This window comes from Priestia sp. 10L35 (genome assembly GCF_056395685.1).
Genome location: NZ_JBFTKA010000005.1, coordinates 88,866 through 105,556 on the forward strand (window position 1 = coordinate 88,866; position 16,691 = coordinate 105,556).

Sequence of the window (16,691 nt, forward strand, 5' to 3'; positions counted from 1 at the left end):
ATAATGTGATCTTGTATTTATAATATGGTGTTTTCAGTCTATATACCAGCTTTTTGTCAGAAGTTCTAACATTGTTTTTTTATTCTTTTTTATTATGTAACTTTTCTTAACACCCTTATTTTTCATGTTATGCAATTTATTTTCGTTTCTTCTATGTAATATTTCCTAAAAATAAAGAATCTATCTTCTGTTTCTATACAAAACAGAAAAGTTATTTTATGATTTGTATGATTAAAAAACTACAAATCTATATTTTAGGGGTGATTAACTTGGAAAAAATAAATGTTGGCTGCCGTTTTACGCTTTCCGTTATGAGTGATAACTTTATCGATATTATTTTAGGCGCACTAAACGAAGTGGATATGTCTAAAGTTCAGCGAAAAACGGACCGTGTTAGTACGTTTATTGAAGGAAGTGCTAAAGACGTATTTGAAGTTGTGCAAGCCGTTTATAAAAGTGCTGGAAAATCAGGAAAGCATATTGTGCTGAATGCCACGTTTTCAACAGGGCAGCACGAAGAATATTTTGAAGAAAGAAAAATAAAACCAAAAGAAAACATATCTTCAAACCAACAGCTTTGTGCTTCGTTCCCTGTATCCACTCAATTTTCTTTGTATCCATTAGATACGCCGCATTATGTAGACATCATCAAAAGCGGAATTGGCGCAGTTAAACAACAGGGAGTATTTGCCGAAACCGTGCCTTTTGCAACAGCTTTAGAAGGAGATGTGAACAAAGTATTCGCTTCTCTATACGAATGTTTTATGAAATCTGTACAGCAAGCTCGTGTCGTGATGACAGTTAATATGTCAGCACACAGTCCTTCTTCAAAACGATAAATTACTTCGTATCTATTTATAAAGATAGAATACTAGAAAGGATTTATATAAATATGGCTACAAAAAGAACGTTTTTTTCTTTTTTCCTGATAAGTGCGTTATTATGTCTATTAGTCGTACCAAACTCTGTTATGGCTAGTGAAAAACCTGCACATTTAACGGTTGCTTCTTACACGCAGTTCTTGAAAGCGCAAAGTGATAAAAGTTCACTGTATGAATTTTCAAAACTGTCGCGTCAACAAAAACAAAAAGTTGTACAATCACTAAAGGATCCATCTCTGTTAAAAATGGATATTGAAGAAACTAGCGGCACGGTCGAAGCTGCAAGTACAGCAGCATACGGAGCAAGAACGGCTTCACCTTTATTCAAAACAGCAGCTTATACGGCTTCTTATAAAACGGCTGGATTTACAACAACAAAACTAACGGTGTATGTAGACTATTACACGAAAAACTCATCGGTGACTTCAGTCAAAAGTGTACGAGGCGTCGTCACGAAAAATGTAAACCCCCTTGTGTCTATTTCAAAAAAGAGCTCAAAATCTTGGGTGCAAAATAATCGAGCCTACGGGCGAATCGACTGGCAGTGGAAAATTGCAGCTAAAAATGCCGGAATCAAAAGACAAACTGCTTACGGTACAGCTTCCGGCGCTTCAGGCGGATCAACAGCTACAGTTAATTGATAAAGAGGAATAAATAATGAAAAAAATGATGTGGTGGATTGTTGGTATTACAATTGGAGTACTTTTACTAGGAATTATGGTAGGTTATTTATCATTTTATAGCATATAAAAACAGCAGGTAATTTCGCCTGCTGTTTTTTATCTAAATGTCATCTTCTTGTCATAAAATTAAAACCTCCACTTACAGTGTCTAAGTGCCTGTAAGAAGAGGTTGGGATCACAATTGTTAGTAAGCCTGGTCTCTTCTTATCTTTCAAGCACTGCTTGTGGGAGTTGGCACGGTTCTATAAAGTCCGTTGCCGAGGTTTCACAGGGCCTATCCCTCCACCTCTCTTGATAAGAAGTTTGTCGAATTTTGTTGATAATTGTTGATAAGATAAATATTATGTTACATGCTGCACAAACAGATGTCAACTACTTTTCAGAAAATTGTTTTCCCTCTAAAACTATGATATCGCTACCATTACTATGACAACTAGGTTACAAATATATAATTTTTTTATATTTTTTTATCACGCTTTTACAGCTGACTTTTTCTCAAAAGAAGTGATAGCCTCATCTAGCATACGAATGCCGGCATCTATCTGTTCTTTTGTTACAGTAAGCGGAGGTACCATGCGAATAACTTCACTTGCATTTCCGCAAAAATAAAATAACACGCCTTTTTCTAAAGCTAAGTCTAAAATCTCGAATAAGGCGTCTCCATCGCCTTCTCCCGTATGCGGATTAACAATTTCAATTCCAATCATAAGTCCTAAACCACGGATATCCCCAATAATTGAATGTTTGTCCTTTAAAAGATGCAGCTTTTCTAACGCATAAGCGCCCATTTTTTTCGTGTTATCCAGCAGTTGTTCTTCTTTCATCACTTCAAGAGTTGCAAGGGCTGCTGAACATCCAATAGGATTTCCTCCAAACGTTGTACTATGTGTGCCAAGGGGCCACTGCTTCATTAATTCTTGAGAAGCTACCGTTGCACTAAGCGGAATTCCAGAAGCAATTCCTTTTGCTATAGCCATAATATCTGGCACGACATCAAACGTTTGTCCAGCAAACCATTCGCCGGTACGGCCAAATCCTGTTTGCACTTCATCGAAAATAAGTAATATTCCGTGACGATCACAAATCTCTCTTAACTTCTTCATCCAACTTTTCGGAGGAATAATATAGCCGCCTTCTCCTAATACTGGTTCCAAAATAACGGCCGCCACTTCTTCAGGCGTGACTTGGTGCTTAAAGAGTATTTCAAAATCTTTTTCAAGCTTTTCAGTAAAGTACACATCTCTGTCTAGCTCCGCAGGGCACTCTTTTGGATTCGCATATGGAATTTGATACGTCAGTCCTGAAGGCTGCTGAAATTGTCTATATTTGCTTTTCGAGGTTGTAACACTTAAAGCTCCCATCGAGCGGCCATGAAAACACCCTAAAAAAGAAATAACATACGGACGCTTTGTGACATGTCTCGCTAATTTCAAGGCTCCTTCAATTGCTTCGGTGCCACTATTTCCAAAGAAAAAGCAGTCTAAATTGCCCGGCGTTACTTTTCCTAACTCATCGGCTAACTTTAGTATCGATTCGTACATAATAACACCTGAAGGACCGTGCAATAATTGATCTGCTCCGTCTTTGATTGCTTTTACTACTTTCGGATGTCTGTGTCCTACATTAGTCGTAGCGATTCCGGAAGTAAAATCGAGATATTCTTTACCATCCAATCCATAATAATAGCATCCTTCTTCTTTTACAACGGGCAAATTCGGATGGTCTTTAGCCATCGTCGGTGCTAGCAATTCAGGCATTCTTTCAAATAAGTGACTCCAATCTTTTGACATACTACATCCTCCTTGAAATTATACAAATCAATTAATCTTATTCCGAAATATAGTTACTTATTAAACAATATTAGGAAATTCAGTTATACTAAACGCTTTAATAGAATAGTAATAAAACTTATTTTACTATGCATTTTTATTAAAATCAATTGTATAAATATTTATATATGAAATTAATATGCGGGGTCTCATCCCTTCCGCTTTTCCCGCAGGAGTCTTCGCCTTGTCCCCAAATCAACAGCTAGAAGTACTTACATATATGAAACCTACGTTCACCATCACCATAAAAAAATCCGAACGATTAATCGTTCGGATTTTCCCTCAACTAAAATACTACTGCCACAGCCTCTTTAAGTATATTTATTCAAGATGTTTGGCATCATTGATCGTTTCAAGACGCCATTTTCCACTTTCATAAGCAAAAGTTGTAATCGATGTATTTTGTAAAACAGTAGTCCCTGTTCCTTGTTCTCCGCTTGTTACATGATGAATGAATGTATTAATTGCTGCCCCGTGACTAACAACTGCTACTTTCTTTCCGATAGACTTCTTCATAATTTCCGTTAACCGCTGAACCATCCGTTCTTGAGCCGCTTCGAGTGTTTCGATATTATATAAAGGCTCTTCTCCCCAATTTGTCGCATAGTTTGGCACAAGCTCATGCAGAACTTCTACGTTCTTTGATTCTAGTTCTCCAAAAGAGCGCTCACGCAGCTGCTCACAAACTTCCATTTTCTCTACTTTAGCAGCAGCTGCAATTTCCCTAGCGGTCTCCTGCGCGCGAAGCAAATCGCTTGTATAGATTACATCAATATGGATATCTCGAAAACGTTCCGCTACGCGTTTAGCTTGTTGCTTTCCCGCTTCGTTGAGCGGAATATCAGCATGCCCTTGAATAAGTTTGTTTTTATTCCAATCTGTTTGTCCGTGTCTAATTAAGTAAAGCATCGTAATCCCCCTTTAATCCCGTTTTAAAAATTGATAGACAGCTTTATCAACCTCTGAGCTTTCATGTAAATCTGAATGTGCTTCATGAAACGTGTGGAGATGAATGTGTTCGGTGAACTCTTGCAGTCCGTACGCACTTTCTACTGTTACCACTCCATCTGTCTTATCTCCCACATCTCCTGCTCCTGAAAAAACGTCGATTTCTTTTGAGAAATCTTGACGACTTTCGTACAGCTTGTTTAACGCTATAGAGTGAAAAGCTAAATCACGAGCACCCATAGATTCAATATGATTGCGTGCATGAGGATACATCTCCATTAATTCCTGATAATCTAATCCTTGAATTGGCGATCCTAACGTAACTAACTTTTGAATATACTGAGGGTTAGACAAACTAACAGCTGCTGCTGTTACTCCTCCCATACTATGTCCAACTAAATCAACAGAAGATGCTTTATATGTATCACGTACATCTTGCATAATAGCTTCAATCCATTTTTGCTGCTGTGCAATACTGGCATCTGGCTTTTTAAAGACGATATGAATAAGAGGAAGTTTCCCCTCTTTTGCTTTCATAATGTGCTTCCACTGAATAGCTCCATCTTTTTGAACAACGCAGTAAGCTACTTTAGTTCCCCATCCGTTTTGTTCAAATCGTTTAATCATTTTCCCTAAGCTTTTTTGACTGCCTAAATAACCATGAATAAATAAAACCGGCACATTTTTCGATTGGGCACCTCGTTTTATTTGTGGGGCAAAAATATAAAAACAAAGCGAAATAAATAGTATGATACTAATCAATAAAATTAACAGCCGCAAGTTCTCACCCTCCGATCGTCTGGTCCATTACACTCATTAATAAAAAAATTTGGAGTAAATTTTATTCTGATACGTCCTGTAAGCTGCAGAACTTGTCATCTTTTTTTTGTCAACGAGCTGCTCAAAGCGCAAACGCTTTTCCGTAAGCATCTCTGTTAGCCTTTGTTCTTCATTAGCATCCGTGCATATAGAAATCAATTCTTCTATTGTAGCCATATCTCGTTTCAGCTCTTGTTCATCCGTTATCATGTTTGCATTTTTTAATATCCTATACGCTTGGCGCAGTTCTTCAGGTATATGTGATAAATCTTCTAACTTTAATGGTTTTCCTTCCCCAGGCAGCTTATCAAAGTCACCGTCTTTTATTGCTTGTCTAATTCTTTCTTCAGCAATTATATACGCAATATCCAAGGAAAGACCTCCTTTAAGCAAATATAAAATTCAATCTTACCTTCTATATAAAAGATGTATAATAAACACAGCTTTTATAACCGTATTTTTTATTATACTATGATTATAAAATTTGAACTACCTTCACTTCTTGGATAGACTATCCTCTCTTTGTAAAATAATTTCCAGAGCTTCACTCCTTTCACTATCAAACTTTCTTGAGCAGTTTCTTAATTAGCTGAAATTCAATGAACGATTCTGCATCAGGTTTTGTTATCTTATCTTACTATATTTATACAAAAAAGCCTCCTTACGCATGTAAGGAGGTGGAAAAAGGTAATTCTAAGGTCATCATGTTATGCCTACTTTCTATAAAACCACATTTTGAGAGCGTTTTCAATGTTTTTTTATATTACTTTGCTAATTTTCTTTTCGTTTAATGAGGCTCCGTAAATATAACGAAGCCTCACCAAATTTCTACTCTTCTTTATCTGATGGAATCATAATTTCTCCTTCGTGCTCTTGTTTTTTCAAAAGCAGCTGGAGAATCGTTTTGGATAATTTACTAGGCTGATAGGGTTTAATCAGAAACTCACACACTCCAAGCTCTAACCCTTTGCTTCTTTCGTCTAAAGCAGATGAGATTAAAATAGGAATTTTTTCTGTCTCTGTATTTTCTTTGAGCTGTCTTAAAACATCCCAGCCGTCTAACTTATTTTCTCCTAACTTAATATCTAGAACAACCACTTCAGGCTTTTGCTGATGAATAGAGTTTAATGCGTCTTCTCCATTGTTAAAATACCGAACGTGAAAACCGCTTTCTTTTAATTCTACCTGTAAAAGCGTCGCTAAACTTTTATCATCTTCTACAATCACTACACTTTTACGGCTATCATTCGTATTTATCATCTCTTCATCGTACTGAACTTCATATAGAAGCGGGAGAACAACCGTGAATGTTGTTCCTTTTTTCCATTCCGATTGTACAGTAATGTCTCCGCCATGAGCTTTTACAATTTCTTTTACAATTGCTAATCCTAGACCTGTTCCGCCAATTTTGCGCATATCGGAGTTATCTACTCTGTAGAATTTGGTAAACAATTGACCTAGCGCTTTATTTGGTATACCAATCCCTTCATCTTGAATATCAATATAAACAGCGTGTTCCTTTTGATACACTTTAACTGTAACGTTCCCTCCATCGGGGGAATATTTCACTGCATTACTAATTACATTATTAAACAATTGCAGCAGCTTATCTTTATCTCCCATTACTGTAAAATGCTCTTGATCGGAAATCATATCAAATTCGTGCTTACTTGTTTGTATTTTCTGGACCTCAATCACCTGCTTAATAAGCGGCAGAATGTCTTGATACTTTTTATCGTAGGTTTGTTTCCCCGCTTCCATTCTTTGGACGTCCAGAAAATCGTTGATTAAAGATGTTAACCGCTGTGCTTCCTGATAAATAGTAGTTAAGTACTTCTTCTGTCTTTCTTCTTTTAATGTTTTGTTTAGCATAAGCTCAGTGAACCCTAATACACTTGCTAAAGGTGTGCGCAGTTCGTGACTCACAGTGCTTACAAATTCCGACTTCATCTGATCAACTTCAAATTCTTTCGTAATATCCCGATGAACGAACAATACGCCAAACATCTGACGGTTTCGATATACGTATTCGCTATAAACTTTTATAACTTTTCGCTTACCTTCCGTGTGCAGGTAATAAACAAAAGACTTTTCTGCTTGCTCTCCCTTACAAATGGCTTCAACGTATTGTCTCAGCTGCTGTATATTTTCGACTTTTTGAGAAAGAGCATCTAGCCATTGATTGCAAGAGAGCTGAAGAAGTCCGCTTTGATGCTCATATTGAAACAATTCGCTAATCTTCGTATTCACTTGTAGAATCGTACCTCTTGTATCTACAAGCTGCATTCCTTCTTGAATCGAATTTAAAATATCTTGAGATAGCAATCGGTCATGCTCAGACTCTTCGTAAATATAAATTTTTTCAAGGGCAATCGTAATTTGTTTTGCCAGTATTTCAAATGTCTGTAATTCATGTTCTGTGTATTCATCCGCGTAGCGGCTGTAAAACATATAGGCTAGCATATCTCCCTGTGAAGAGAGCACCGGTACGATAACATCATACAAATAAAACGTTTGCTGATGATATAGGCGCTCATGTTCTATACACTCTCTTTTTACTACCATACATTTTTTCGTCTTTTGCACATGATCAACGTAATTATTATGAAGATTTGCCACCATCTGTTGAACACTTGATGAAGATAGACCAAATGAAGCATGTGTCTTTTCATCGGCTAGCATAATAAACCCGTGATCAGCTTTCATCACCCGGCTCATGTTTGTGACAGCACTCGTGAGAACCTCTTGCTTGTGAAGAGAATTTGTTAGTCCATGCACAAATAAATTGCGCAATTCTAACTCCCCTTCTCGTTCCTTGGTCAATTCTAACGCGTGCTGAAGTTCATCTTGCTGACTGTGCAATTCATCTTGCTGTGCAATCAGCTCCTCATTTTGAGCCGTTAACTCCTGTTCATTATTTTGCAAAGTCGATACCATTTTGTAAAAGGCTTGAGATAGCATACCAATTTCATCTCTTCTATGTTCATCAAATGTCATAGGCATTTCTTTTCCGGCAGCAATTTCGCTTGCCGTATATGCGAGTTGACTCAGCGGCTTTACAAACTTATTTAGCAGTACCCGTGTAAGCAATAATAAAATGACCACTGTAAACGCTAAAAATAAAATAAAGAGCGTTTGACTTTTCTGCATGTCACTCGACGTATCATCGTACTGTGTATTTAAGTCTTTAGTTAATTCCTTTTGGTAGTCATCAAGTTCTTTTTGCATTTGTTCTATTGATTTAGAAGCAGCCTTCCGCTCAGGACTAGAGCGGACTCCTTCAATACCTTTTTTGTCGTAAATATCTTTAAAATAAGGAAGCGTTTGATTAAAATACGTGTTTAGCATCACCGTCGCTTCATTTACAAACGTACGCTCACGTCTATCTGCGGCTAGACCTGAAAGTCGATCAAGATTTTCTTCGATAATTTTTTGCTGACTTGCAGCCTCGTTATACATATCCTCTGAATCAAATGCAATAAACCCACGAGCCTGCAAAAAAGCCTTGTTCATTGATTTATCAATTGTAGATAGCAGCTGTGCCTTTTCCCGTACTTGTGCCCTGTACTGGGCATAATCAGCTGTAATTTCTTTTTGCCGTACAACAAGTACAGTTGAACCCGCCGCAAAAGCAAGTAAAAGGATACTTGCTAAGAGGATGAACTGGATTGAGATACTTTTTCGTTTTAGTTTATTGTTCATCTAAAATTCCCTCGACACGTTCGGCTAGCAAGAGGGGACTAAACGGCTTAGACATAAAATACGCAGCCCCTGCTTCTAACACTCGGCTTTGATCAGCAGCTTGATTCTTAGCTGAAAGCATCAATACTTTTGTATGGCGCTTATCTTTCATTTCTTTCAGCTGTTGAATGACTTCAAGCCCGGTGAACACGGGCATCATATAATCCAAAATAATTAAGTCAAAATCACGTTCTTTAATAAATTCCAAAGCTTCTTCGCCATTTTCTGCTTCCGTCACATCATGTCCTTCATCTTCAAGGGTATCTACCACTAACATACGAAGCACTTCTTCATCTTCTGCTAATAAAATTTTTGCCATTGTTATTCCTCCGCTTGTAGTCGTCCATACGTTTTTTGCAATATGAAGTAGGACGGCTTTATTCGTTCATGAAAAGTTGGATACTCCCAATTTCTCCACTTGTATAAGTAAAAATCTTTTAATAAAAGTTCTCCTTTTTTCTGAGTCGGAAACGTATCTTCTACGTCATTGCTCTTCTTATTAACAGCTACGACTCCCACTTGAATCCCTTTTATTTTCTCGCTGGATTCTAATCCTTTTTTGGACCAAATATCTCCCATTATTTCTTTTTGACTCGGGTCTTTTACATTTAAAAGCGCCCAAGGAATGCGAAGTTCAGCAATTCCACTTGATTCATTTACTTTAAAATCTGCTAGCGAATCAAATGATGAAGAGTTAGGATCGCTGTTTCCTTCTTGGAGCTTCCCAGTTTCATAGGCGTCAAAAGGAATGGTTCTCTTGTTTTTCCCTTCTCCAATCGCTAACTCTTTGTTAAGGGCGAGCCTGATTGGATTAAACATGCCGTTGTCTTTTGTATCGGTTCCTTTTACGGCCGGAATCATTTGAAGCTGATGAGCATATGAAAAATAATACGTATCGTAATAGCTGTCTATCCACAAATGACTGTCTTCTTTCCCGTTTAATTCTGCTACAAAATCAATTCCTTTTGTTTTTAAGGAAGGAATTTGGGGAATCTTTGACTGTCCCTGATTGTTAATCGTGTTAAATAAGAAATAAAGCTTTTGATTTTCCAGTTCTTTTGCACTCACGTGTAGATATAGATAACCTTCATCACTTGTAATGTTCAATGCTTTTAACTTTTTAGACGGCTTATATACCGACTTGCTGTTCAGCTTTTTCCAATCATCTGATTTACCGTCTACTTTGACTTTCAGCTTCGTTCCTGGATCAAAACTCAAAAGGCCAAAATGCTGCTCTCCCGTTTGCAAATTCGTCCAAAATGGCCTTCGGTTCGGATTGTCGTACTCCATCGTATTCCACGTTCGCTTAAACCATTCATCTTGCCATGTAAAGACCATACCGCCAGCCATTTTTTCTTCGACAATGTCTTCGTATAAGCGTGACAGAATCTTTCCTTGTTCTTGTTCCGTGTGAAAGCCTTGATCCCACCCGTATACGTTTCTATGGGTGAGTCCTCGCGAAGCCGGAATGCCAAATTCAGCAACAAGAACGGGCATATGATGAACTTCTTTCATATTTTGCAAATAGCCTGCGTAGTTATTTTTCTCTCCTCGATGATCTCGATAAGCGAGATAACGAGGTTCATAGTTTAAGAAATCAGGATAGTACGGATAAATATGATAAGAGGCAAATAAGCCCGGCTCAAATTTTTTAGTTGTGTGAATTAAATTAGGATTAACGGACACTTTATCTTCGTCTTCAGAAGGCTCATATGGATGAGTAAGCAAATCCGTCGTCACCCAGTTTGTAAAGCTCATAGGCCGCTGCCAATCATATTTATCCTGCTCATAGGAAATTGTTTTTTCCATAAGCTGAGCAAGCCAAATTTCAAAGGGGTTGCCTTTTTCGGTATAGATGTACTGCCCTTTAAAATCTTTCATTCCTTTATGTTTTTCATTTGTCGAAAGAGCTACCGTGGGATCCCATTCAACTCCTATAATCCAGCCCAAAACATAAGGAGAAATGTCTGCTGTATACGTTCCGCTTGCATGTCCCGTCCGTTTTGGCAGTGTGGCATTTCCATGAATAACGTTTACAATCCTTTTCATTTCAGCTTCAAATTCTTTTGTATTTTCCTTTGCAAAAGCATCTTGTGAATCATAGAAAACTTCTTCATTCACCCATACCCCATGAAAAAGATAAATGGGTTCTTTGGCTTTTTGATTATACTCAGCAAGCGCTTCATAAAAGGCGGGAGGATGAATGGTGTATACGCGGATTGAGTTTGCATTCATCTTTCCAATTTCTTTAAACCAGCGCAAATATTCTTCTTTCGAAATAGCAGTCTCACCAGGGAAATGTCCTGGCTTACTAATGCCCATATTTACTCCTTTAATCAGCAAATCTTGCCACTTGCCATTTTGATAAACTTGCAAATAATCTTTTCCTACTTTCCCTGCTACTTTACGGTCAGCATCTTCATAGATTTCCATATTTTCATTAAAAGTAACAGAAGCAGGCTGCGATTCATTTTGCTGTTGATCTATGATCTTATTCATAAGAGGCAGATAAACAGTCCAGTAAAAAGAAGACTCATCTTCTTTTCCGATTTTCTCTGTCCATTTCTTCCACACGGGGTAAAAAGAGGTTTGATAAATGGAAGGTACTTCTCCTTGATCTGCAAAATCTCCTGCAAAGTAATAGGTATCATATCGCTCTTTATTATGATGAACGACTGCTGGTATGGACAAAGGGATACCATTTTCCTTTAGCTTGTTTTTTCCTTCAGAATCCAAGTGAAAGACAAACTGAGCCTGCACATCACTTTTTTGCTGGGGTGTAATTACGTCAAACCAATATTGATAAGCAGATTCATCCTGTAAATTTAATGTTTTCTTTCCTTGTTTTGTATATTGAAACCATACTGGATTTTCTTTTAATTCTTTTTCCGTTATAATAACGAGCTTATTGGATTCATTAACGAATAATAAGCCTTTTCCTGTAAGGCTCCACTCTTTGTTGTACTGCTTTTTGTAAGCACTTTTCACCCAAGCAGGAACTTCTTCACTGCCGAATTCCTCAAAGTAGCGACCAATCCAGCCAGACCACGTAACATTGTACAATTCATACAGTTCTTTGCGAACGTCTAAGGAAGTAGGGCTTCCAAATGTATTAAACTCTCCAATCAGCGTTTTTGTACGTCCATTCAGCGCTTTCTTAACAGAGCTCACGTCTTCAGAAGTCATGCCGCCATACACCAATTGAGAGCGATCTCCTCTTTTAGCTTTTACGCCTAAATCTTCTTTGTATACACCATACGTGTCGGTGATATAAATCATATCTGCAGAGTTTGTTTTTGGCAGAGATTTAATGCTGTATGTTTTATCTCCTTTTGGGTAAAACCCTGCATAATCTTTTGAGATTTCATAAGGCTTCCCGTCTTTGCGTACTTTCGCTTGATTCAGCATCCACATTAAGCCTTGATGCTCTCGAAACGTTTGATCTGGCACTGTTTTATCAATAACAAGCATATTCAAATCAGTTGGTTTCTTTAGCTGCCAAATAAGAAATGGAGAAGCCGTTATCGCCATAACCAAAATAATGCCGCCGATTAATAACCATTTTTTCATTGTGAAACTCCTTTTCGCTGCATGTCTCCCCAGCCTTTTTTATTGCGAATAACATCCAACAATCCATGACAGCGCCATATAACAGTTAGAGGGCGATACCAAAAGGATTCAGTCAGGGAAAAGACAAATAGCTTAGCAATATCGGATACTTTTGGATATTTACGAAGGCTCCACTCTTCTAGCAAAACGGCCGCCATTGAATAAAGAGAACCATATACAACCATTAAAAGAAAAAGCAAATAAGCAAATTCTACATAAATCCCGCCTACAACTAGAGAAATAACAATAAACAAATAGCCTAACATTTCCATGACCGGTCCGATTAGTTCAATAAACACAAAATAAGGCATAGAAATCATTCCGATGCTTCCGTATTTCGGATTAAACAGCATCTCTTTATGCTTCCAAAGACTATCAAATAAACCACGGTGCCAGCGGTTCCGCTGTCTTCGCAAATATTTGATTTCATCGGGTGCTTCTGTCCAGCATACGGGATCTGGAATATAAACAATTTGATTGTTGGTTTTTTTCTGTTTAATCAGTCGGTGCAGGCGAACAACGAGCTCCATGTCTTCGCCGACCGTATGAGAATAACCCCCAGCTTCAATCACCCAGCGTTTAGAAAATACGCCAAATGCTCCTGACACAATAAGCAATAAATTATGGCGACTGAGACCAATGCGCCCCATAAGAAATGCACGTAAATATTCAATAATCTGCATCACAACAAGCGGCTGTGTATCAAGTCCAATCGATACGACCGCACCGTTTTCGATTTTACATCCATTTGCAATTCGAATACTTCCCCCTGAAGCAATTACTTCTCCGTCTGAATCAATAATTGGCTTCATAACTTTTAAAAAAGCATCTCTTTCTAACACTGAATCGCCATCGATCGAACAAAAATAAGGATAGTTGGATAAATTAATTCCTGCATTTAATGCATCTGATTTTCCCCCATTTTGTTTATCAACTACATATAAATAATCGTATAATTTAGAACGATATACAGCTTTTACTTCTTTCGTCTCTACTTGCTTTCTCACAACTCGATTCATTTTCACAAGAGAAAACTCCTCGATTAGCTTTTCTAACGTATCATCTGAAGATCCGTCGTTTACTACAATTACTTCATATTCCGGATATTCAATTCCAAGCAGCGAACGCACGCTTCCAATAATCCCGACAGATTCGTTATAAGCGGGAACTAATATAGATAACGGTGTTGTATAGCTAACCGCAAGCAAATCTTCATAAGGTTCTTCATCATTTAATTGATATTGCTTTCGCAGTTGAAAAGCAGAGATGATAAACATCATAAAATAAAAACAAAGCACAAAAATCATATAAGCAAATACAGCCCATCCGCAAATGGACAATAAAAGATGCCAAACACTATTCCACAACCGTAATTCCTCCTTTTTCAAGCCATTCTGCTGCCATATCTTTCGAAAACTTGTCATCAGTCGTTTTGTATACTTGAACTAAGTATTCTTTACCTGTTGGGATTTTCATCATTGACTGAGCAGCATTCGAACGCACAAGAAAATGAGAATCTTTTAGCGACTGCTCAAGAAGTGACAATCCCTTCTCATCTCTCGTTTTGCCTATTAGTTTTGTAGCCATCATTCTTTCTTGCCAAATACCTGACTGAAGATGGTTCGTGAGCTCCTCTATTCTTAATGGAAAAGATAAAGCATTAAGTGATTTCAATGAACGAATTCGCAGTTCTTCTGATGAACTTTTCATGTGCATTTTTAAGAAATCTATATACTCTAACTTATGATTGATACCGATCATATCGATAAGAGGCAGCTGAATTTCTTCTTGTAGATTTTCAAATTTATTAATAAATTGCTGAAACTGCTCACTGTTCATAGTTCCAAACAAAGAGCGGTACATAAATTCAGACAGCGGTCTAGAAGCGTTTGTCATGTACACAACAAACTCAGGGCGGTTCAGCTTAACTAAAATTTTTAAAATTTGATTTTTTTCAGCCGCTGTACTATTTTTTTTCTCATACATTTCTACTAATTGGTCTGTTAGCGTAGTTAGACCAAAATCTTCAATAGCATAAAGGGCATTCATTCTGACACTCCATCTAGAATGATGCAGCTCTTTTTTATATTTGGGTGTAAAAACCTTCTCCGCATAGAGCGTGATGTTATTTAGAATTTCATCGCCTTGTACAGCTGCAGAAAAACCGCTCAATAGTTCCTCTACACCCGCCAGCTCTATTCTATTTTTAGGCTCTAACCGGTGTTCTTCATCTTTTCTGTATAAATAAATAAAAAGAGATTCTTTCATACTATCTTTATAGAATTCTACTTTTGCTCGAAAAGCGTTTAAACGCGCTTTTTGAATAAGTAAATAACTCAGAAAACAGACTAAAAGCAATAGCAATCCGCCAAATAAGACATATACCACTTGAATTGACATCGCCATTTATTTCACCTTCTTCATTAAATGACGCACGCGCGCTTCAAGCTCCATTAACTTAAATGGCTTTGTCATGTAATCGTCTGCCCCAAGTTCTAATGCTCTTTGAATATCTTGTTCGCTGTTTCTTGATGTAAGCATAATAACCGTATACTGATCGTGACGTTTATTCTGTCTTAATTTTTGCAGCACTTCTAAGCCATCCATTTTAGGCATCATTCCGTCTAAAATAACAAAGTACTGATCGCTAGAATGAATCCATTGAGACTCAAAAAATTCAATGCCATCTTTGAACACTTCTATTTTCACTTCATAGCGATCTCCTACATCAATCTTACTTAAAAGCTCTTTTAGCATCGTTCGAATGATAGAATCATCATCAATAATAGCCATACGAAGCGTTCGTTTTTTAACCAGCTTGCTTTGAGAAGAAGCTACAATTTTTTGACGTCCTGATTCCTTCGCTATATATAATGCCTCATCAGCTTGATGAAGAGCTTTTTCTAACGGCCATTCAGTGTTATGAACTTCTACAACTCCGCCGGAAAAGCTGCAATAAAACGAATTGCTTTGATGTGTGAACACTTTTTCCACAAAGAAATCCAACAGTCTATTTAATACTGTTTCTGCCTCTTTTATATTGGTTTTTGGCAGTAAAAGAATAAATTCTTCGCCTCCATATCTAAAAATGTGATCTGTTGGACGAATTTCATGCTTCATATACTCTACAAATGCTTGCAGCACACGGTCTCCCATAAGATGTCCATATCGATCATTTATTCTCTTAAAGAAATCTAAATCTAAAATCGCTAAACAAAAAGGATCTTTTAAGCGGTCGTAGCTGGATAGCTGCTGACTGTAGATTTCTTTTAAATACGTTCGGTTATAGGCTCCTGTTAATTCATCAAACATTAAATAGGAGTTAAACATCTGCTTTCGTTCAATATGGTGACCAATTCGAAGTAGACTTTCTTCCATATCGAGAGGTTTAACAAAAAAATCATCGGCCCCTAATTTAAAAGCCTTCAAACGCGTCTCTCTTTGATTATCAACGCTCATCATGACAATGGGGACGAACAGTTGCTTTGTTTTATCACGTAAAAATGAAAGAATGTCAAAGCCTGTACAGTCTTTCATATGTACATCAACAACAAAACAATCCGGCTTTAATTCGTAAAAAGCCGTAATGGCTTTTTCTTTAGAGGCAGTTGCTAATACGTACCACCCTTGTTTTTCAAACTGTTCTTTTAAATACATCAGCATTGAAAGATCATCATCCACAAGTAAAACATTCGCTGTTTGTTCACTAATTTCTATCGGTTTATTTATGTCTTCTACGGATTGAATTTCATCTTGATAACAAATTTTAATAATATCTAATAAAAATGTATTCAACTCCGCGTAACCCCAGGTTTTTTTCTGATTTTTTTCAACAGCTTCCATTAACTCGCGGGAACGATCTCCTAAATAATTCAGTCCAATAGTTGCAGACGTTCCAGAAATTGAATGCAAAAAGCGGTACACTTCTTCATGAGGTATTTCTTCATTTTGATCGGTCCACTCTTGCAGCTGCTTGCGGACATTAGCTAATAATGCAATTTGATATTTATCCATCTTATACACCCTTTGTTCGATATAGTTAACACTTACCCCATATTACTCCATCCATTTTTCTATAATATTTTGTAAGTAAATGAAATATTTTCTTACTTTTATTTTAAGTATGTTTTTTCCAAATGAAAAGCAATTCCTTTTTAACCATACTTTTCCTTCAATGATTT

The 16,691-nt window shown here is 37.2% G+C and carries 12 protein-coding genes and 1 riboswitch; of the genes, 2 read left to right on the plus strand and 10 right to left on the minus strand.

Features of this window, described 5'->3' with window-relative positions:
* Positions 1–260 precede the first annotated feature (260 nt).
* Together AC1DEF_RS18735 and AC1DEF_RS18740 are read left to right on the plus strand one after the other, a co-directional pair.
* Positions 261–839, plus strand: a complete 579-nt coding sequence (locus AC1DEF_RS18735; RefSeq protein WP_255255764.1) for a YkoF family thiamine/hydroxymethylpyrimidine-binding protein — start codon at positions 261–263, stop codon at positions 837–839.
* Positions 840–892: 53 nt separating this feature from the next.
* Positions 893–1,522 carry a hypothetical protein gene (locus AC1DEF_RS18740; protein ID WP_477727524.1) on the plus strand — a complete coding sequence of 210 codons (630 nt, stop codon included), beginning with the start codon at positions 893–895 and terminating at the stop codon, positions 1,520–1,522.
* 243 nt (positions 1,523–1,765) lie between these two features.
* A riboswitch (SAM riboswitch) is annotated at positions 1,766–1,865 on the minus strand.
* A gap of 169 nt (positions 1,866–2,034) precedes the next feature.
* Here AC1DEF_RS18740 and AC1DEF_RS18745 read toward each other — a convergent pair.
* The 10 genes from AC1DEF_RS18745 to AC1DEF_RS18790 all read right to left on the minus strand — a co-directional run bounded on the left by AC1DEF_RS18745 (position 2,035) and on the right by AC1DEF_RS18790 (position 16,524).
* Complete coding sequence (locus AC1DEF_RS18745; RefSeq protein WP_097824210.1) at positions 2,035–3,354, minus strand: aspartate aminotransferase family protein; 1,320 nt, start codon at positions 3,352–3,354, stop codon at positions 2,035–2,037.
* 360 nt (positions 3,355–3,714) lie between these two features.
* A complete protein-coding gene (locus tag AC1DEF_RS18750) occupies positions 3,715–4,302 on the minus strand; it encodes a histidine phosphatase family protein (RefSeq protein ID WP_097824212.1) in 588 nt (195 codons plus the stop codon).
* Between the two features lie 12 nt (positions 4,303–4,314).
* Positions 4,315–5,121 (minus strand): alpha/beta fold hydrolase, encoded by an 807-nt coding sequence (locus AC1DEF_RS18755; protein WP_043980124.1) that lies wholly within the window; start codon positions 5,119–5,121, stop codon positions 4,315–4,317.
* A gap of 36 nt (positions 5,122–5,157) precedes the next feature.
* Positions 5,158–5,532 (minus strand): DnaJ family domain-containing protein, encoded by a 375-nt coding sequence (locus AC1DEF_RS18760; RefSeq protein WP_043980127.1) that lies wholly within the window; start codon positions 5,530–5,532, stop codon positions 5,158–5,160.
* 456 nt (positions 5,533–5,988) lie between these two features.
* Positions 5,989–8,862, minus strand: a complete 2,874-nt coding sequence (locus AC1DEF_RS18765; protein WP_097824213.1) for an ATP-binding protein — start codon at positions 8,860–8,862, stop codon at positions 5,989–5,991.
* Entirely contained in the window at positions 8,852–9,220 is a 369-nt protein-coding gene (locus tag AC1DEF_RS18770) for a response regulator transcription factor (protein ID WP_075421332.1), read from the minus strand. Before AC1DEF_RS18770 ends, AC1DEF_RS18765 begins: the two co-directional genes overlap by 11 nt.
* Positions 9,221–9,222: 2 nt before the next feature.
* Positions 9,223–12,471, minus strand: a complete 3,249-nt coding sequence (locus AC1DEF_RS18775; protein ID WP_477727525.1) for a hypothetical protein — start codon at positions 12,469–12,471, stop codon at positions 9,223–9,225.
* Entirely contained in the window at positions 12,468–13,877 is a 1,410-nt protein-coding gene (locus AC1DEF_RS18780) for a glycosyltransferase family 2 protein (RefSeq protein ID WP_043980132.1), read from the minus strand. The genes AC1DEF_RS18775 and AC1DEF_RS18780 overlap by 4 nt, the downstream gene beginning before the upstream one ends.
* The gene (locus AC1DEF_RS18785) at positions 13,867–14,916 is read right to left on the minus strand and encodes a HEAT repeat domain-containing protein (protein ID WP_097824215.1); all 1,050 of its coding nucleotides are present in this window, start codon (positions 14,914–14,916) and stop codon (positions 13,867–13,869) included. Before AC1DEF_RS18785 ends, AC1DEF_RS18780 begins: the two co-directional genes overlap by 11 nt.
* The gene (locus AC1DEF_RS18790) at positions 14,917–16,524 is read right to left on the minus strand and encodes a GGDEF domain-containing response regulator (protein WP_097824216.1); all 1,608 of its coding nucleotides are present in this window, start codon (positions 16,522–16,524) and stop codon (positions 14,917–14,919) included.
* Positions 16,525–16,691: the final 167 nt, after the last annotated feature.